Annotated in this window: 17 protein-coding genes; 8 read left to right on the top strand and 9 right to left on the bottom strand. The window is 59.1% G+C overall.

Annotation, left to right across the window (positions count from 1 at the left end):
- Window positions 1-217: 217 nt before the first annotated feature.
- Window positions 218-820 carry a YqgE/AlgH family protein gene (locus tag LKE90_RS10690; RefSeq protein ID WP_291492282.1) on the bottom strand — a complete coding sequence of 201 codons (603 nt, stop codon included), beginning with the start codon at window positions 818-820 and terminating at the stop codon, window positions 218-220.
- A gap of 105 nt (window positions 821-925) precedes the next feature.
- Between LKE90_RS10690 and LKE90_RS10685 the strand changes: the two genes are divergently transcribed.
- Genes LKE90_RS10685 through LKE90_RS10675 form a run of 3 tightly spaced genes read left to right on the top strand, consistent with a single transcriptional unit; the run spans window position 926 to window position 3,688 of the window.
- Entirely contained in the window at window positions 926-1,681 is a 756-nt protein-coding gene (locus LKE90_RS10685; protein ID WP_291492280.1) for an SDR family NAD(P)-dependent oxidoreductase, read from the top strand.
- Between the two features lie 17 nt (window positions 1,682-1,698).
- Entirely contained in the window at window positions 1,699-2,616 is a 918-nt protein-coding gene (locus LKE90_RS10680) for a polyphosphate kinase 2 family protein (RefSeq protein WP_407066068.1), read from the top strand.
- Window positions 2,617-2,650: 34 nt separating this feature from the next.
- Entirely contained in the window at window positions 2,651-3,688 is a 1,038-nt protein-coding gene (locus tag LKE90_RS10675; protein ID WP_291492279.1) for an alcohol dehydrogenase catalytic domain-containing protein, read from the top strand.
- Window positions 3,689-3,786: 98 nt separating this feature from the next.
- Here LKE90_RS10675 and LKE90_RS10670 read toward each other — a convergent pair whose 3' ends face one another.
- Window positions 3,787-4,659, bottom strand: coding sequence for a diacylglycerol/lipid kinase family protein (locus LKE90_RS10670; protein ID WP_291501461.1), 873 nt, complete (start codon window positions 4,657-4,659; stop codon window positions 3,787-3,789).
- A gap of 162 nt (window positions 4,660-4,821) precedes the next feature.
- Between LKE90_RS10670 and LKE90_RS10665 the strand changes: the two genes are divergently transcribed.
- Window positions 4,822-5,712, top strand: a complete 891-nt coding sequence (locus LKE90_RS10665; RefSeq protein WP_291492275.1) for a UDP-2,3-diacylglucosamine diphosphatase — start codon at window positions 4,822-4,824, stop codon at window positions 5,710-5,712.
- Between the two features lie 114 nt (window positions 5,713-5,826).
- Window positions 5,827-6,825 carry a glycosyltransferase family 4 protein gene (locus LKE90_RS10660; RefSeq protein WP_291492274.1) on the top strand — a complete coding sequence of 333 codons (999 nt, stop codon included), beginning with the start codon at window positions 5,827-5,829 and terminating at the stop codon, window positions 6,823-6,825.
- Between the two features lie 182 nt (window positions 6,826-7,007).
- Here LKE90_RS10660 and LKE90_RS10655 read toward each other — a convergent pair whose 3' ends face one another.
- A complete protein-coding gene (locus tag LKE90_RS10655) occupies window positions 7,008-7,481 on the bottom strand; it encodes a YaiI/YqxD family protein (protein ID WP_291492272.1) in 474 nt (157 codons plus the stop codon).
- A gap of 80 nt (window positions 7,482-7,561) precedes the next feature.
- Between LKE90_RS10655 and mutL the strand changes: the two genes are divergently transcribed.
- Complete coding sequence (gene mutL, locus LKE90_RS10650) at window positions 7,562-9,451, top strand: DNA mismatch repair endonuclease MutL (RefSeq protein ID WP_291492270.1); 1,890 nt, start codon at window positions 7,562-7,564, stop codon at window positions 9,449-9,451.
- 229 nt (window positions 9,452-9,680) lie between these two features.
- Here mutL and LKE90_RS10645 read toward each other — a convergent pair whose 3' ends face one another.
- Together LKE90_RS10645 and LKE90_RS10640 are read right to left on the bottom strand one after the other, a co-directional pair.
- Entirely contained in the window at window positions 9,681-10,997 is a 1,317-nt protein-coding gene (locus tag LKE90_RS10645; protein ID WP_291492268.1) for a hemolysin family protein, read from the bottom strand.
- Between the two features lie 303 nt (window positions 10,998-11,300).
- Window positions 11,301-12,758 (bottom strand): amino acid permease, encoded by a 1,458-nt coding sequence (locus LKE90_RS10640; protein WP_291492266.1) that lies wholly within the window; start codon window positions 12,756-12,758, stop codon window positions 11,301-11,303.
- A 171-nt stretch (window positions 12,759-12,929) separates the two neighbouring features.
- Here LKE90_RS10640 and glyA point away from each other — a divergent pair, with 171 nt between their 5' ends.
- Window positions 12,930-14,219 (top strand): serine hydroxymethyltransferase, encoded by a 1,290-nt coding sequence (glyA, locus tag LKE90_RS10635; protein WP_291501460.1) that lies wholly within the window; start codon window positions 12,930-12,932, stop codon window positions 14,217-14,219.
- 125 nt (window positions 14,220-14,344) lie between these two features.
- Here glyA and LKE90_RS10630 read toward each other — a convergent pair whose 3' ends face one another.
- From LKE90_RS10630 to LKE90_RS10620, 3 genes are all read right to left on the bottom strand, one after another.
- Window positions 14,345-14,770, bottom strand: a complete 426-nt coding sequence (locus LKE90_RS10630; RefSeq protein ID WP_291494522.1) for a hypothetical protein — start codon at window positions 14,768-14,770, stop codon at window positions 14,345-14,347.
- Between the two features lie 253 nt (window positions 14,771-15,023).
- A complete protein-coding gene (locus tag LKE90_RS10625; RefSeq protein WP_291494565.1) occupies window positions 15,024-15,866 on the bottom strand; it encodes a PhzF family phenazine biosynthesis protein in 843 nt (280 codons plus the stop codon).
- A 52-nt stretch (window positions 15,867-15,918) separates the two neighbouring features.
- Window positions 15,919-16,557 carry a TetR/AcrR family transcriptional regulator gene (locus LKE90_RS10620; protein ID WP_291494523.1) on the bottom strand — a complete coding sequence of 213 codons (639 nt, stop codon included), beginning with the start codon at window positions 16,555-16,557 and terminating at the stop codon, window positions 15,919-15,921.
- 74 nt (window positions 16,558-16,631) lie between these two features.
- On the opposite strand from LKE90_RS10620, the gene LKE90_RS10615 reads away from it, so the two are divergent.
- Window positions 16,632-17,933 (top strand): MFS transporter, encoded by a 1,302-nt coding sequence (locus LKE90_RS10615; protein ID WP_291494524.1) that lies wholly within the window; start codon window positions 16,632-16,634, stop codon window positions 17,931-17,933.
- Between the two features lie 224 nt (window positions 17,934-18,157).
- Here LKE90_RS10615 and LKE90_RS10610 read toward each other — a convergent pair whose 3' ends face one another.
- Window positions 18,158-18,394, bottom strand: coding sequence for a YiaA/YiaB family inner membrane protein (locus LKE90_RS10610; RefSeq protein ID WP_291494525.1), 237 nt, complete (start codon window positions 18,392-18,394; stop codon window positions 18,158-18,160).
- Window positions 18,395-18,455 lie beyond the last annotated feature (61 nt).

Here is an 18,455-nt window from a genome sequence, read left to right as displayed (position 1 = left end):
TGTTCGGGCGTAGCGCGGGCGCTGGAAGCCTGCTGGACGCGGCGTTTGCGACAGGAAGAGCGTTGCTCTGAAGCGTTCCCAAAAAAGCTTTATCAAAAACTTCTTTATGATTTCTTGGGGGACTTTCCCCAGATCCCATTGAGCGATCAGGGGTAAAGGGGTGGTGTTCCTTTGTGGGGTTCGGGGCAAGGTCCCGATGACGCCGGAAGAAGCGCGTTCATGCGCTCCCGGTAAAGGATGCCAGCCGCAGCGGATCGATGTTGATCGCCGCCAGCGCCTTGCGCCACTTGACCGCGTGATCCGATCCGAACACGATTTCACGTGAAGCCGGGGCGACCAGCCACGCCGAGTGGCGGGCGATTTCCTCTTCCAGTTGTCCTGCTTCCCAGCCCGCATGGCCCAGCGCCAGCAGGGCGTCCTTTGGGCCTTCTCCGGCAGCAATGTCCTTGAGCACTTCGAGGTTGGCGCTCAGAGAGATCTCGTTATTGACGGTCAGCGTGCCATCGCCGCCCCAGTCGGTGGAATGCAGCACAAGCCCGCGACCCGCTTCAACAGGTCCGCCCGCGCAAAGGCCGATCCGGCGACGGGGCGGTGTGGGGGCGATATCGAGTTGTTGCAGCAGATCGTCGAAACCGGGCTGCGAGAGGCGACGGTTGATGACGATGCCCATTGCGCCGCCATCCGCCGAATGGGCGCACAGATAGATCACGCTCCGATCGAATTCGGACTCCGCGAGGGATGGCATGGCGATGAGAAGCTGGCCTGCGAGTGACTCTTCGGCGCCGCAGGGTGCAACCGTATCAGACTGTGAAAACTGCATGTCACAGATATGGTGCGCCCGGCGTCATTTGACAACCGAGCCATTTGACAACCCGGCGGCAGAGAGAGGCTAATGCGCTACCCGGAAGAAAGAAGGAACTGGACGATGGCTGACACGGTGCTTGTAACAGGGGCGACGGCAGGGTTTGGCCGGGCCATCAGTGAACGGCTCGTGCGCGATGGTTATCGGGTGATCGGCACAGGTCGCCGTGCGGAAAGGCTCGACGCACTACAGGCTTCGCTCGGGGATGCTTTTCTGCCTCTGGCGCTGGACATGCTGGACAAGGAGGCGCTGCGGGCGCTCCCGACCGAACTGCCGGAAGGGTGGCGCGAGGTGGATGTGCTGATCAATAACGCCGGTCTGGCGCTCGGCATGGACCCGGCGCAGGCGACCAGCGTTGACGACTGGGAGCGGATGATCGGGACAAATGTCGCGGGGATGGTCGAAATCACTCACGCGCTGCTGCCCGGCATGGTGGAGCGCAACCACGGTCATGTCATGTCCATCGGCAGCACGGCGGGCATCTATCCCTATAAGGGCGGAAACGTCTATGGCGCGACCAAGGCGTTTGTCTCGCAGTTCATGAGAAACCTGCGGACCGACCTGCTTGGTACCCGCGTGCGCGCCACAAATCTGGAACCCGGTCTGTGTGGGGGAAGTGAATTCAGTAACGTGCGTCTGGGCGACGATGCGAAAGCGGCGGATGTCTATCGTGGCACGAAACCTCTTCTGCCTGATGATATCGCCGAGACTGTTGCATGGGTTCTTGGGTTGCCGGCGCATGTGAACATCAACCGCATCGAAATGATGCCTGTCTGTCAGGCGGCAGGCGGTCTGTCCGTCGCGCGTGATCTGGACTGAGAAAGGGGATTGGCGGAATGGGCACGGCTCTCAAAAGCAAGGTGACAATGGATGATCTTTCAGTTCTCACCACGCGTTATCGTGTCGATCCGTCAAGGCCGTTTCATCTGAATGATTACGATCCGGCTGACGATGCCGGACTGGGACTGACCAAGAAAGAGGGCAAGGCGCTTCTGAAGCAGGCGAAGAAGCGTCTCTCCGACCTTCAGGAACTGCTTTTCGCCAACAGCGAAGCATCCGTGCTGATCGTGTTGCAGGGCATGGATGCCGCTGGCAAGGACGGCACGATCAAGCATGTGATGTCGGGCGTGAACCCGGCGGGCGTGGCTGTGACGTCCTTCAAGCAGCCGGGTCCGAGGGAGCTGCTGCATGGCTTTCTCTGGCGCATCCATATTTCAGCGCCTTCCGCCGGGCGTATCGTGATTTTCAATCGCAGCCAGTATGAAGACGTTCTGGTAACGCGCGTTCATCCCGAAATGCTGGAGCGTGAGCATCTCCCGGGCGAGGTCGGAACGCCGGCTTTCTGGCAGGGGCGTTTTGATGATATCCGGCATTTTGAGCACTACCTGTCGCGGCAGGGTACCGTTATTCTGAAATTCTTTCTCAATATCTCAAAGGATGAACAGAGAAAGCGTCTTCTCAGTCGTCTGGACGTCAAGGACAAGAGATGGAAATTTTCTTCATCCGACATCAAGGAACGTCAGTTCTGGGATCAGTATCAGGAAGCCTATGACGAGGCGATCACGCACACCTCCCGCGATTACGCGCCCTGGTTTGTGATCCCGGCCAATCGTAAATGGTTTGCCCGTCTGGCGGTCATAGAGACAATCATCGGCGCACTGGAAAACCTGAAGCAGAAACCCCCGGTAATGGAGGAGGGCCTGATGAAGAGCCTTGATGACTACAGGGATGAACTCAGTAAAGAGCCTGACTGAAAGCGTTGCTGTCCGCCAACCCGCAGGTGATCCCATGTCTCTTCCATCCATGACGATGAAAGCCGTGCAGCTTGTCTCTCCAGACCGGCCTTTTGCCTTGCGGGCTGTTTCTATTCCTGAGCCTGAGACGGGTGAAGTCCGGGTGAGAATTGTCGCCTGCGGTGTCTGTCGGACGGACCTGCATATTCAGGACGGATTGCTGGATCTTGGCAAAAGGGATTTTACGGTCGGGCATGAAATTGCCGGGGTGGTCGATGTCTGTGGCAAGGGCGTGGATCAGACGTGGGCAGGACGCAAGGTCGTTGTCTATTATTATGTTGGTTGCGGCGCCTGTCGTTACTGCCGTGTGGGCGACGATCACCTGTGCCCGCAACCGAAAGCCCAGCCGGGATTTTCGAGTGATGGTGGTTATGCCGAATATATCACTATCCCCGTGAAAAACTGTGTGCCTGTTGCGGATCATGTCGATCTTGCTGAAGCGGCGACCATGGGATGCGCGGGTTCCACGGCGGTACATGCAGGGCGTATGGCGGCGATCCGACCGGGCGACTGGGTGGTCATCAGTGGCGCCGGAGGCGTGGGACTCGCCCTCCTGCACTATGCGCGTCAGGTGGGAGGTCGGGTCATTGCAATCGGACGTGGTGGCGCACGGGCGCGGATCGCACTGGAGATGGGAGCGGAGCACATCATAGATGTGCTGGAAACACCAGACGCAGCCAGTCGTGTACGTGAACTCACGGGTGAAGGGGCTGATGTTGTTTTCGAGCTGCTTGGCACACAGACGGCCATGAGCAGCGCCCTGAACATGCTGCGCCGTCGTGGGCGAATGGTGATGCTTGGTTATACGACTGATTCTTTTCAGTCTCATCCCATAGATTTTATTGTGAGGGAAATCACGCTTCTTGGATCAGTCGGTTCAACACTTGACGATCTTCATGAAGCGATTGAACTTCTGGCCCGTGGTGTCATGCGTTCTCCTGTCGCGGAGATTATGCCTCTGGAATTCTTCGATGAGGCTCTGATGAAAACACGACAGGGTGGGCTGAATGGGAGGATTGTTCTGGTTCCCTGACAGGGATTGAACCGTCCGGATAATCGGAAACGTTTTGATAGTTATTTTTTTAGGATATTTCCGAAAGAGCGTTCCTTGTAAAACCAAGTTTTTGGTTTCTATCCACCTGCCGCCAGAACAACCGGGCCTGCCGCGTCCATAATCTGGAACGGCAGTATTCCAGCCGGATCTCCATCCGCCTGAACCGGCAGTCCTTCCGGTGTCATGATTTCTATATGGGAGGCCCGCACGGTCTGGACGCCGGGCAGACTTCCCATTCTTCCCTGCGGCAGGGAAATTCCCGCCATCAGAGCGGAAGAGACGCCGCCATTTTCAAAAATCGTGACAGAAAAACCGGGTTCACCGGGAAGGGCGTCCGATGACAGCAGATAAGGGCCGCCGTAAAAACGTCCCTTGCTGATAATCACGCTGGCGGCGTGATATTCCTTCCCGTCGGCTCGTATGCAGAGCGATGGAAACTGGTAACGCGGCAGTTCCCGGACTGTCTGGAGCACATAGGCGCCACGGCCAAGCAGCCGCTTGGTGCCAAGATCGATATGATGCACGACATGCGCGTCGAAGCCTGCGCCGACCATCTGGACAAATAGCCTTGATTGACCGGCTGATTTCAGAATTCCCGGCCAGAGAGGGGTGCCGCTGTCCGAGCCGAGTACAGCAGCCAGCGCCTTCGGTGCGAAAGGCAGATTGAATTCGTGGGCGAGGACATTCGCGGTGCCGAGCGGAATGATCCCGAGGCGGGTGTCGGAATGCATCATGCCGGCAACAACTTCCGCGATCGTGCCGTCACCGCCCGCCGCCACGACCATATCCGCGCCCTGCCGGACCGCCGTGCGGGCCAGTTCTGTGGCATGGCCTGCGTACTGCGTTTCAAGAATTTTCAGAGGAATGCCGTGGCTGGCGAGGCAATCGAGCACGTTCCACAACCGGCCGGTGTTCCTGCGACCTGCGGTGGGGTTGTGGATGACGTACATGCGGTCGGCCTTTCCTGCCGTGCGGTGAGCTTTCAATTTCGCCCGATCAACGCAGGAACGCCATGATCGGAAACCGTGATTTTCCATAAATCATGGAACTGTCATGTAGCCATTGGCGGGGATGCTCTAAACAGGGGCAGACCTCCTGCGGGACGGAGCGCCATGAGCTTTGTTGATACTTCCCTTGCCGGGCAAACACCCTATCGTGCGGTGTTCCTGTCCGATATTCATCTCGGAACCAGGGGAAGTCAGGCGGCTCTCGCAGCCGATTTCCTGAAATCCGTTTCCTGCGAAAAGCTTTATCTGGTTGGTGATATCATCGACGGATGGCGGCTGCGTCGGTCATGGTACTGGGACAGCCATCATGATGAACTGTTGCAGGTTATCCTGCGCATGGCCCGTCACGGGACGGATGTGATCTATATCCCCGGTAATCATGATGAGATGTTTCGCCGCTGGCTTCCCATGAATCTGGAAGTTGCCGGTGTCCGACTGATGCCCAGGGCAGAGCATGTCGCAGGCGATGGCAAACGCTATCTGGTTCTGCACGGCGATGAATTTGACAGTGTTGTCCGCTATGCGCCGATCCTGGCGCTTCTGGGCGATCAGGCTTACACGGTGGCCCTCGTGCTGAACCGCTGGATCAATGGTGTGCGGCGTCGGCTGGGGCTGCCTTACCGCTCCTTTTCCGCTTGGGCGAAGCGGCAGGTCAAAGGGGCTGTGAAAGCCATTGACCGTTTTGAGGAAGCGCTGGCGAAGGAAGCGCGTCAGGTCGGGGCGGACGGCATTATCTGTGGGCACATCCACAGTCCTGAAATCCGGACAATAGACGGTGTCTGCTACATGAATACAGGGGACTGGGTGGAAAGCTGCACCGGCCTTGTCGAGGATCGGCACGGTCAGTTTGCGCTGATCGACTGGAGCAGAAAGACGCCTTCTCCTGTTCGCGATACGTCGGCTGCCGGCAGTCGGTTCCGCTGGGCGGAGAGCATGATTTCCCGTCGGGATGAACAGAGCAGTCAGACCGCGATGCCGGTCAAGCAGCCCGGCTGAAACGTGTCCCGACGCGCCCGGACAGGTGTGACAATGGGATTTTCCGCACGGCAGCATTCTGAAAAACCATAGTTCTTCCCGGATTGAGTGAGGTCTGGCTTGCGGATATTGATAGTGACGGATGCGTGGACACCACAGGTCAATGGGGTCGTGCGCACCATGACCACCATCGTCAGCATGCTCAGGGCCAAAGGGCATGAAGTGGAGGTCATAGGGCCGGATCGTTTCCGCAGCATCCCATGTCCGAGTTATCCGGAAATACCTCTCGCTCTCAATCCCGGTCGACGTTTGGGAGAGCTGGCCAATGCTTTCAGGCCGAATGTCCTGCATATCGTCACCGAAGGCCCGGTTGGTTGGGCGGCATGGCGCTGGGCCCGTAAACGCGGCGTTCCCTTCACCACCTCATACCACACACGTTTTCCGGAATATGTTCAGGCCCGTCTGGGTTGGGGCCTCAGGCCCGCCTATGCGTTGCTGAGATGGTTTCACAATCAGTCTCAGGGCACTCTGGCCGCGACCAGCAGCCTGCGTGAAGACCTGTCGGCCCGTGGTTTCACACGTCTGGTGCCCTGGACTCGGGGCGTTGATCTTGCGCGTTTTACCCCTGTGTCACGCAGGGACTGGAAGGCGGAACTGGGGATTCCAGGTCCGGTCTTCATTCATGTCGGACGGCTGGCGGTCGAAAAGAATATCGAAGCCTTTCTGTCTCTCGATCTGCCGGGGACGAAGGTTGTTGTGGGCGACGGTCCGCATCGCGCCTCACTGGAAAAGAATTTCCCACAGGCGGTCTTTACGGGACGGCTTGAGGAGGGCGCGCTGGCGGCGGCTTACGCGGGGGGCGACGTCTTCGTGTTCCCCAGCCTGACGGATACGTTCGGGCTGGTGGTGCTGGAAGCTCTGGCCTGCGGTACGCCGGTCGCCGCCTACAATGTGACGGGGCCAAAGGATATCCTCGCCGGGGCCGATGGGTGTGTCGGCTCCGTCAATGATGATCTGCGTGTGGCCTGCATGCAGGCGCTGGAAGGGGATCGTGCCGCCTGTCGCGCCCATGCGGAACGGTTCACATGGGAAGCCTGTGCGGACATGTTTGAGAATACGCTTGTTTTGTTCTAGCGGTATTCGTTCAGACTGGTCACGGATGCCGTTCTAACTCATTGTGTATCGAGCAATTTTATCCGAACCAGACGATTCCGTCTGATCGGATATTGCTTTGGCGGTATTTGAGTCCTGCCGGTCACAAGCCTGCCGATGGCGCCAGTGTCTGAGAACTACGAGACCCTGTCAGGAAAAACCGATCATGGTGCGACAGGGATCCGAAAGCGGGGTTTCCGCAGGCGCACCACCAGCGTATCCAGCGCGGACAGATAACGTGAACGATCCGCCTTGCTGAAGGTAGGACCACCCGGCGTCTCCATCCCGGCGGAGCGGAGATCGGTCATCAGATTGCGCATGGCGAGCGCCATTCCGATGGAGTTGGCGTCGAGTATCTTGCCCTTCGAGTCAATAACGCTCGCGCCTTTTTCCACACAGCGGGCCGCGAGAGGAATATCGCCGGTGATAACGATGTCGCCTTCCTGCGCCTGTTCCGCGATCCAGTCGTCGGCGACATCCGGTCCGGCTTCCACCACCACACGTTCAACCAAGGGGGAAGCAGGAATGACGATCATGCGGTTTGACACAACCGCAACGGACAGTTTGTAGCGGTCTGCCACACGGTAAGTTTCGTCTTTTACCGGACAGGCATCGGCATCAATATAGATACGGGTCATAAGCTCCGTCGTGCCTTATCGCAGCTACGAGGTAAAGCGTGATTCCGTCAACGCGCCGAATGGGCTAAACTCTTCCCAGCATGTCCGAACCCGTTCCTATCCAGCCAGTCCTGCGTCGGCTTTCCGATGCTGTTATCAACCGTATCGCCGCTGGTGAGGTGATCGAGCGTCCTGCCGCGGCCCTTAAGGAACTGGTGGAAAACGCACTGGACGCCCGGGCCCGACGTGTCCGTGTCGCCATCGTCAACGGTGGCGCTGACCGCATTGTCGTCACGGATGACGGCATCGGCATGACGCCGGACGAATTGGCGCTGGCCGTGCAACGCCATTGCACGTCAAAGCTGTCCGACGAGACGCTAGTGCGGATCGCCACCCTTGGTTTTCGTGGCGAGGCGCTGCCATCCGTGGGGGCGGCGGCCCGTCTGACCATCACCTCTCGCAAGGCCGACAGCGACTGTGCATGGCGTATTCATGTCACGGGCGGGGAGATTTCTCCACCAGAGCCTTGCTCGGGGGGAAAAGGCACCTCGATTCTGGTCGAAGATATGTTCTTCGCCACGCCTGCCCGTCGGAAGTTTCTCAAGAGCGCCCGAGTGGAGGGATCACACGCGGAAGCCGCTGTCCGCCGTCTGGCGCTGACGGCTCCCGATGTGGCGTTTTTCATGGAGGTGGATGGACGGACCATCCTTGATCGCCCATCTGAAACGCTGGAAGCGCGGGCAGCGGCACTGCTCGGGATCGAGGACGCGGATGGCCTGCTGAAACTGGAGGGTGTGCGCGGCGACATGAAGCTGTCCGGCTTCGCGTGCAGCCCGTCCGTCCACAGGCCGACGACGGCCGGACAGTTCATGCTGGTCAACGGTCGCGCCGTGGTCGATCCATTGCTGCGTACGTCCATCCGTGTTGCGTATCGCCGCGTCATCGAGTCCGGCCGTCATCCTGTCGCGGTGATCAACCTGTCGCTGCCGTATGAGCAGGTCGATGTGAACGTCCATCCCGCCAAGACGGAACTCCGTTTTGCCGATGAGGCTGGAGTGCGGTCACTGGTCATCGGCACCATCACACGGGCGTTGGGGCTGGGAGCGGGAACGGCGGGCGTCCGTCCCGGCTTTTCCGCACCACGTCCGGCCCGCATTGTCTATCCGCCGGAAACGCCGCGTTCGGACGGGTTTGCCGAGCCATTTCTGGCGCTGGGTGCTCAACCGGCGGCACGCTCCTTTGCGCCAGATCAGAGTGTTTCCGTTGTGCCCGCATCCGTTCAGGATGGTATGGATAGCGGAAATCAATTTCCCGGCCCGCAGTCACAGCCGCAACGACAGTCAGAGAGTTCACAGGCATATTCGACCGCTCCGGCAATGCGTCCGGAGACGGACCACCCTCTCGGCGCTGCGGTGGCGCAGGTGCTCAGCACCTACATCATCGCCGTGACCACCGACGACAACATGGTGCTGGTCGATCAGCATGCGGCGCATGAACGGCTGACGCATGAGGTGCTGCGCGAGCAGTTTCTCTCCGGCACCATCCGCGCCCAGCGCCTGCTGGTGCCGGATGTGGTGGAGTTGTCCCGTAGTCAGGCGGACCTGCTGGTGTCGCGCGCCGAAGCCCTGTCGAAACTGGGAATTGATCTGGAGCCGTTCGGTGCTGGCGCGGTGCTCGTCCGCTCGCTGCCCGCCCTGCTCGGTAATGCGTCGGCCGTGAATCTGCTGCGGGATTTGGCGGAAGAACTGGATGCGGATGACCTCGCCAGCATCGAGGAAACACCCACTCTGGATGCGCGTCTGGATGCGGTGATTGCGCGCATGGCCTGTCACGGCAGTATCCGGGCGGGCCGTAATCTTACCATTCCGGAAATGAACGCGTTGCTGCGTCGGATGGAGGAAACGCCGCGTGCGGGCACCTGTTCGCACGGGCGTCCGACATGGGTGCGGCTGACACGCAACGATCTGGAGTTGCTGTTCCGTCGCCGTTAGAGCCTGATCCAGTCTGGATGGATACATGCAAATTGATGGCGACGCCCGATAGACAACGCGTTTACCAACGGCCCTGTGAGATGTGGGTTCTGTCCGCACCCGCAAGGGACCGCAGATTCCTTGAGGGCCTTTGGCGGGGTCGGGGCGGTGCTCCGCAAACCTCACCGGGATGGACATCCTGACCAGCCCGTCGTGACGGAAACCGGGGCAAACCTGGGAGTTCTCGCGCTCAGGTCGCCTCGGAGTCGTCCGCTTTGCTTCGACGCGTGATCAGCAACTGGTTGATGCGGAATCCCTCGACATCGACCACCTCAAAGCGGAAGCCGGAAGAGTCCGTATGATCCGCCTTGCGGGCCATGCGGCGCAGGCGATGCATGACAAAGCCTGCAATCGTGTCGAAGGAATTGCTGTCGGGCAGGTCGGCGACGCCAAGTTCGCGGATGACGTCGCCGATCGGGGCAGCGCCGTCGATCAGCCATGAATTCTCATCACGCTGAACGATAAGCTGCTCCTCGAACGGTGTGGCAAGTCCGTCCATCAGCGCGCCCATGATATCCTTGAAGGTGATCAGCCCGACGACAAGCCCGTATTCACTGATCACGAGGGCAAAACCTGCGCCGTGGGCGTCGAACTGGGCTAGCGTATCCCACAGATTGAGCGTTTCCGGGACGGACAGAACATCACGACGCAGGCGGCCAAGAGGAAGAGCGCCTTTTTCGTCGGCGGAGGCGACAAAAATATCCTCGATCCGCACCGAGCCGATGACGTGGTCAAGGCCGCCATTGCAGAGCGGATAGCGTGAATAGGAATCCTGACGGACCTTGTTGCGCAGCGTGTCCGGGGTTTCCTGCACGTCGAGAAAGACGATTTCGTCACGCGGCGTCATGGCTGAACTGACGGCGCGGTCCTGAAGACCCAGCACGTTCTGGATCATCAGATGTTCCTGTTCCAGCAGCACGCCGGAAGCGGTGCCCGCCGCGAGAATGGCGCGCAGGTCTTCCGGTGTGACCGGTTCGACAGCGGAGGCCGCCGGTATTTTCAGGGCGCGGAGGAGCGCATCGGAGATTTTTGAGAAGACCCAGACAAACGGATAGAGCAGATGCAGCGCCGTGGAGGGGAACCATCCGATGGCGAGCCCGATCCGATCTGGCGCGTTCATGGCGATGCGCTTGGGAAGAAGGTCGGCGAAAACGACGAACGTGCCGGTGATGAAGATGAAGCTGACTGTCGCGCCAAGACTGTCGGCGGAGGCGCTGTTCAGACCCCATTTCCGGAAAATGTCTGACAGCGGCGGGGTGAGCATGTCGGAACTGACGATACCGCCGAGGATACCCACGGCGTTCAGAAGAATCTGAAGCACCGTCATCACCTGGCCGCTGTTGCGGCGCATGGCGAGGAAGGCTGTCGCCCGTTCGTCTCCTGCTTCGGCGCGGGATCGCAGTCTGACATCGCGCGCGGCGGCGAACGAAATTTCCGAGAGAGAAATGAGGATATTGATGGCAATCAGCAGGACGACCGCAAGGACGCCCATCAGGAGAAGCAGCACGGGATCAACCGATGTTTTTATGGGAGCCGCGTCTTGGTCTGGCGCGGCCTGATGCTGGTGTATATCCCGCCGACGCAGGAAAATTCCAGCATAGTTTCAGGGCGGCTGGAGTTTTTATGGGATGGCCGCAGGATGTTTACCTGTCGGTAATATAGTTTCTCCGGAAATACAGTCTGTAATGGCAGTCTTTCTCACTCAAAAATGGAAACGTCCCGGTAAGAAAGGTGTCCGGGATCTACCTTTTCAAAGTATGAACGTTTCAATACCGGATCATGATTTGTCCTGTAGACTGTATGAGAAGTATCAGTCCGTTCCTGCCAGTCTGCTTTTCCGGCGTCCGTAAAGAAAATAGACGCCCAGCCCGATGCCGAGCCAGATGAAGAGGCGGAGCCAGGTCAGGCCATCCAGAGATACCATAACGGCCAGGCAGGACAGGACACCGGCCAGAGGAATGACCGGACCGCCCGGCACGCGGAACTTGCGCTCGATGTCCGGTGCCTGCCGTCGGAGCATCAGCACGCCGACACAGACGATGATGAAGGCGAGCAGCGTGCCTATGGATGTCATATGGCCCAGTTCGGCGATGGGCAGAAAGGCGGCCAGCAGTCCCGTCAGCACCATGAAGAACAGGTTGGACAGCCATGGTGTGTGAAAGCGGGCATGGGTCCGGCTGAACAGGGCGGGCAGGAGACCGTCACGGGACATCGCGAAAAACACGCGGCTCTGTCCGAGCAGCAGCATCAGAAGTACGGAAGTGAAGCCACAGATAATGCCGAATTTGATGGCGAGCTGGAGCCACGCGATGTGCGTCCGGTCGATGGCCGTGGCGACAGGCGCGGGATCTCCGGCCATATCGGCGTAGTTCACGATTCCGGTCAGCACAAAGGAAAAACTGACATAAGCCAGAGCACAGATGGCCAGACTGCCGAGAATGCCGATGGGAATGTCACGCTTGGGGTTTCTGGTCTCCTGCGCCGCCGTCGAAAGCGCATCGAAGCCGATATAGGCGAAGAAAATGGTGCCTGCCGCCCGCATGACGCCTGACATGCCGAAATGACCGAACGTTCCCTCGTTGGGCGGAATGAACGGGTGATAGTTGGCCGTGTCGATCCACGGGATGCCGAAGCCGATGAAGGCGGCGATGACCGAGAGTTTGAGGACGACGATGACCGCATTGAATCTCGCCGAGGCGGAGGTGCCCCGGATCAGCAGCAGGGAGACGAGAATGATGATGAAGGCCGCGGGTATGTTGGCGATGCCGCTGGCGGTGGCGCCATCCGCCAGATGAACGGTCTGAAACGGCGAGGCGGTCAGTCGCGCCGGAAGACGGATTCCCCATCCGGCGAGGAGCGAAGTCACATAGCCCGACCAACTGACCGAGACGGTCGCGGCCCCGACGGCATATTCCAGAACCAGATCCCAGCCGATGATCCACGCGACCAGTTCGCCCATCGTCACATAGGCGTAGGAGTAGGCGCTTCCGGCCACCGGGATCATGCCCGCCAGTTCACTGTAGCAGAGACCGGCAAACCCGCAGGCGATGGCGGCGATGATGTAGGACAGCGTTACGGCTGGTCCCGCATTGTCGCCAGCCGCAATGCCCGTCAGCGAAAACAGTCCCGCGCCGATGGTGGCGCCCACGCCGAGAGCGACAAGAGTGGCCGGACCCAGCACACGTTTGAGGCCGCTATTCTCAGGAGTGGCAGTGATGGATTTGCGGCGGAACAGGGAAGATGCGCTGGGCCGGGGCGGTTGAGGCATGGGTAAGGCTGTCCTTGAAACTCTCTACGCAGAGCATCTATGCGCGAGGTGTGGTTTTCCGTCCATGAAAAGGCTACAACCGCGCCAACAGCAAGGTACGTTTCGGGTTGGGTGTCCGGTTCCGGCGCGGCCTGCTTTGTGATGAGTGGCTCTGGGACAGGGAGTTTCAAGATGAGCGAGACGGATCTGCATCGCTTTTTCCAATCTTCGCTGGCATCTGTTGACGCTGAGGTTGCGTCAGCGATTGCGAGCGAGTTCGAGCGTCAGCGTGACGGGATCGAGCTGATTGCATCGGAGAACATGGTGTCGGAGGCTGTGCTACAGGCTCAGGGCAGCGTTCTGACCAACAAATACGCCGAGGGCTATCCGGGCCGTCGCTATTATGGCGGCTGCTCCGAGGTCGACAAGGTCGAGACTCTGGCCATCGAACGCTCGAAACAGATGTTCGGCGCGGGCTTCGCCAACGTGCAGCCACACTCGGGCGCCAACGCCAATCAGGCGGCGTTCATGGCCGTTGTCGCGCCGGGCGACACCGTGCTGGGCATGAGCCTCGCCGCCGGTGGCCATCTCACGCACGGCGCGGCCCCGAACTATTCCGGCAAGTGGTTCAACGCCGTGCAGTATGGCGTGCGCCAGCAGGACGGTCATCTCGACTACAAAGAGATGGAATCCCTCGCCCGCGAGCATAAGCCAAAGCTGATCGTCGCCGGCAGCTCCGCCTATCCGCGCATCATCGACTTCGCCCGCTTCCGCAGGATCGCTGACGAGGTCGGCGCTTTCCTGATGGTCGATATGGCGCACTTCGCCGGTCTGGTGGCGGCCGGTCTCTATCCGAGCCCGATCCCGCATGCCGACATCGTCACGACCACGACGCACAAGACCTTGCGTGGTCCTCGCGGTGGCCTGATCCTGACGAACGACGAGGCGCTGGCCAAGAAGATCAACTCCGCCGTGTTCCCCGGCCTGCAGGGCGGCCCGCTGATGCATGTGATCGCCGCCAAGGCCGTCGCGTTCGGCGAGGCGCTGAAGCCGGAATTCGCAGAGTATCAGAAAGCCGTCGCCGCCAACGCGAAGGCGCTGGGCGAGACGCTGGTGGCGCGTGGTTTCGACCTCGTGACCGGCGGCACGGACAGCCATCTGCTGCTGGTCGATCTGCGTCCGAAGAAGGTGACGGGCAAGATCGCGGAGAAGGCTCTGGAGCGCGCGGGCATCACGGCGAACAAGAACGCCGTACCGTTTGACCCGGAGAAGCCTGCGATCACGTCCGGCATCCGTCTGGGCAGCCCGGCGGCGACGGCGCGCGGCTTCCGCGAGGCGGAGTTCCGCGAAGTTGGCGAGATGATCGACGAGGTTCTGACCGCGCTGGCCGCGTCCGGTGGTGAGGGAGACGCCGCCGTCGAGAACGCCGTCCACGAACGCGTCAAGGCGCTCTGCAAAAAGTTCCCAATCTATACAAGGTGATCTGGTTTCCGCCTGTAGGGTTTGCGGAAGAAGAGAGGCCATTGCGCCTCTCTTTTTTTATGGGATGTTTTTATGAGGCGGTGGTGAAAAGGGTTTTGGAGAGTTTCTGGATGGAGCTTCAGGGTTCAGTCGTCGGAAAGTCCGAACAGCTCGGGATAGGGCATGGCGTTTCTGCTGAGCTTCTTCTTTTTCCACTCGTCCAGCGCTCTGTTATATTCGACGTGGCGGAGAGCAAACTGCAAGGCTTCCACATGACGTTCGTTGTTGGCGTCCATCATGCTGCGTCGCCAGCCTGCCGCAATCAGCCAGCACTCTCCCGCGAGTTGCCACGATCCGGCGCGATGATACTCCTCGGCAAGTCGTTCAAGACCGTGATATGTGTTGTTCGGATTGGCGAGCGCCTCCGCAGTGAGGATGAAGTCCTCATCCTTCCATGGAAATGTCGCTTTCATGTAAGGAAACTGGCGCGTCAGACCACCGGGATTACCGAAATGCTCCTTGATCAGCATGGGGACCAGCCTGTCGTAAGATCGACGCCATTCGCACTGCACAGACTATTCCTTGAAGCTGTGTTGAAGAGTTGTGTTCGTATAACGGAGTGGTTTGGTAGAGTCGATTTCCGGATGCTCATCTCATGTCCGGCTTTTAAAAAAGGCCAGAAATTGATGGACGCCTTGAGCCTCCTGAAAGATCGTCATCTTAAGCGCCATAAGCAGAAGAGTGTATTTTGATTATTTCTCAATTTTACTAAATTTTTTCTGAATTCCCAAGGACTGCGGACGTCTGTTGCCAGACGGATGGATTTCAAACCTGAAGCGTCCCGGTAATTCTTGTGATGGTCGCGCCCCCGATCCAGATTTTGTCTTCCTCAAGATCAATATACACGCGGCCACTCCGGTCCAGTCGGGCGCCCTGACTGGCGATATAATGCTGGGGCGCCCGTCCTTCTCCAATCAGCCACTGCGCCAGACCGGCATTCAGACTGCCCGTAACAGGGTCTTCGTTGACACCGGCGCTCATGACGAAAGCCCGCACTTCAAATTGTGCTTCCGTTCCGTCGGTGGCTGGATTCCAGGGACCGATCACGCCGATACTCAGCCCTGCCAGACTCGCGTAATCCGGTTCAAGCGCCAGAACTTCCTCCCGGGAGCCGAGCAGGACGGAGAGCCAGCCGGGACCATTATCCGTCCACGCGGACGCCTGAATGGAAGAAGGTGAAATCTTCAGTCCATGTGCGACACGGCTGAGAAGAGCTTCGTCGATCGGACCGGATCGACGAAGTTCAGGCGCAACAAAGGCCAGACGTTCGCCTTCGGAACGAATGGGCACAAGACCAATATCGCATTCCTGTACGATTGTTTCGTTGCGGGGGCGACCACCGGATGTCAGCCATGCGTGACAGCTTCCCAGCGTGGGATGGCCGGCAAAGGGCAACTCTGTCTGAGGGGTGAAGATACGGACCCGGTAGTCGGCTTCCGGTGAGGTCGGCCTGAGCAGGAACGTTGTTTCGCTCAGGTTGGTCCAACTGGCAAAAGCTGCCATCTGCTCGGTCGTCAGACTGTCTGCTGCAAGGACAACGGCGACCGGATTGCCTTTGAAAGGCGTGGTGGAAAATACGTCGACCTGCTGGAATTCAAGCGTCGTCATCATGGATGTCCTGCCGGAAATGGGACGGAATATACAAACTCATTTCTCTGTTTCAGACCCTGTTGCCGGTCAAAGAGGTCGATGTCGGAGGGAGCGATGCTGCGGGCGCACAGTGCTGTTCAATCAACAGGCGTGCCATCTGACCCACAGCCGCTGCCGGTCCCGGCGATGGAAATGACTGCCCGCAGGCATAGGCTCCCTCCATCAACAAAATCAGCCCGTCTGCGAGGAGCGCGGGGTTGCGCGCACCGATGACGTCCGCTTTCCTGACCATCCATTCACGAACTTCCTGTTTCAGGGCTGCTGCTGCCTGACGGACCGGGTGATTCTGGTCGGGAAATTCCGCTATCGCGTTTGAAACTCCACATCCACGATAGTCCGGATGGGATGCGCGCTCGGACAGGCCATCAAAATACGCCAGAAGCTGGGCGCGGCTGTCATCGGGATGAATCACGCAGACCTCGGCGATCCGGTCCCAGAAACATTGCTGATAATCCGCGAGATAGGTGGCTGCCAGACCGTCCTTGGAGTCAAACAGACGATACAGAGAGGGTTTGGTCACCCCGGCTTTCTGCACGATCTCGTCCACACCGACCGTGCGGATTCCCTGTGCATAGAACAGTTCCTGCGCCGCATCGCGGATCTTGTCCGCTGCTTTCGGACGGGGGCCTTTTCGGGAGTGCGATATCATCAGGCAGTTTCCTCTTGACCCTCTTATAGCCCGGTCCTTATAGCTGGCCAAGAAATAACTTACCGGTCAGTAACATGAATACGTCCACGCCCAGTAACATACCCGGCAACAAGGGCGTCCAGCGACCCCACTATTTCATCCTTGTCGTGGCGCTGACGTTCATATCGCTTCTGGTGTCGGCGGGCGTCCGCGCAACCCCCGGTGTCCTTATGATTCCGCTGCAAAATACGATGGGCTGGAGCCGCTCAGGCATCTCTCTGGCAGCCGGTATGGGGATTTTCCTTTATGGGTTTGTGGGGCCTTTTTCAGCCGCGCTCATGCAGGCGATCGGGATTCGTCGCACCCTGATTGGCGCATTTCTCCTGATCGGGAGCGCCACGCTCCTGTCATTGGGTATGACCCGGCCCTGGCAGTTCCTCGTGACATGGGGCCTTCTGACAGGACTGGGCACGGGGGCTGTCGCCATGGTGTTCGGAGCGACCGTCGTGAACCGCTGGTTCGTGACGCGCCGGGGCACAGTGATGGGGCTACTCGCCGCCAGCACGGCCACGGGTTCACTGCTGTTCCTGCCTGCGCTGGCGTCACTGGCGCAGCATGAAGGCTGGCGTGGACCGGTGCTGGTTGTGGCGATCGCCAGTCTGGTGATGGTGCCGATCGTTGCTTTCTTCATGCCCGAACATCCCGCCGATTGTGATCTCGTGCCGCATGGAGCGCCCCATGATTATGTGCCTCCAGCCCGACCCACCAGCAATCCGGTGCGCGTGGCTTTGGAAGCGCTTGCCAATGCTGTCCATCGTCGTGATTTCTGGCTCATGGTCTTCACCTTTTTCGTGTGCGGCTTTACGACCAATGGACTGATCGGGACGCATTTCATCGCCATCTGTGCCGATCATGGCATCGGGGAGGTGCCTGCTGCCGGTTATCTCGCCCTGATGGGGCTCTTCGATCTGTTCGGCACGACTTTCTCCGGCTGGCTGACGGATCGGTACGATGCCCGGTGGCTCCTGTTCAGCTATTACGGGCTTCGCGGACTTTCTTTGATTGCCCTGCCATTCTGTGATTTTTCAACGACAAGCATGATGGTGTTCGGAGCCTTCTACGGTCTGGACTGGATCGCCACATTGCCTCCGACACTGAGGCTGGCAAATGCCGCCTTTGGCGAGCGTTCAGCGCCAGTCGTCTTTGGCTGGATTCTGTTTGGACACCAGATTGGCGCTGCGTTCGCGACCTTTCTTGCTGGCGTACTGCGTCAGGTGGAGGGAAGTTATCGTGATATGCTTGTTCTGGCGGGTGTCTCCGGCATTCTGGCGGCGATCATGGCGACCCGTATCGGACGCAAGCATGCTGATTCAGCAGTCGCTGCCTCTGCCCTTTAGATATTGTCTGCATGAAATAGGCGGTGGTTTGTCCTGCTGATCGGCCGATGCCGCGTATCTTCGTCAAAGCGGCTTTATTTCGATCAAGCTGTCGTCGCCTGGATGTTTCTGATTGAGATAATCAGTCTTGCACCGTGAGGAATGATGAAGATTTGTGATCCTGTGTGGGTCACAAATCTCCCAGGAAATTCCGCCCGGATGAACCGGCATATCCGGCGTTTCCGCTATGCGTTTCTTGCTGCCTCAGCTTCCGCCTGGTCGCGCAGGGTGCGTGACAGAGAGATGGAAGACTGCACCAGAAACAGTCCTGAAAGGCCGAGATAAGCCCGCAGCCAGCTTTCCATTGGCATGTAGATGACGGCGATCGCCATGGAGAGCAGGGCGACGGCAAAGCTGATCCATGTGAACATGACCCAGCTGGAGGAGACGGTGACGCTGGCCGGTGTGCGAGATGTGCTCATGATAATTTCCTTTATGGCGTGGTTATGTGAACACTGTTCATAATGAACGATGTTCATTAAT

Source organism: Acetobacter sp. (assembly GCF_022483985.1).
GTDB lineage: Bacteria > Pseudomonadota > Alphaproteobacteria > Acetobacterales > Acetobacteraceae > Acetobacter.
This window is presented reverse-complemented; position numbering and strand designations above follow the sequence as displayed.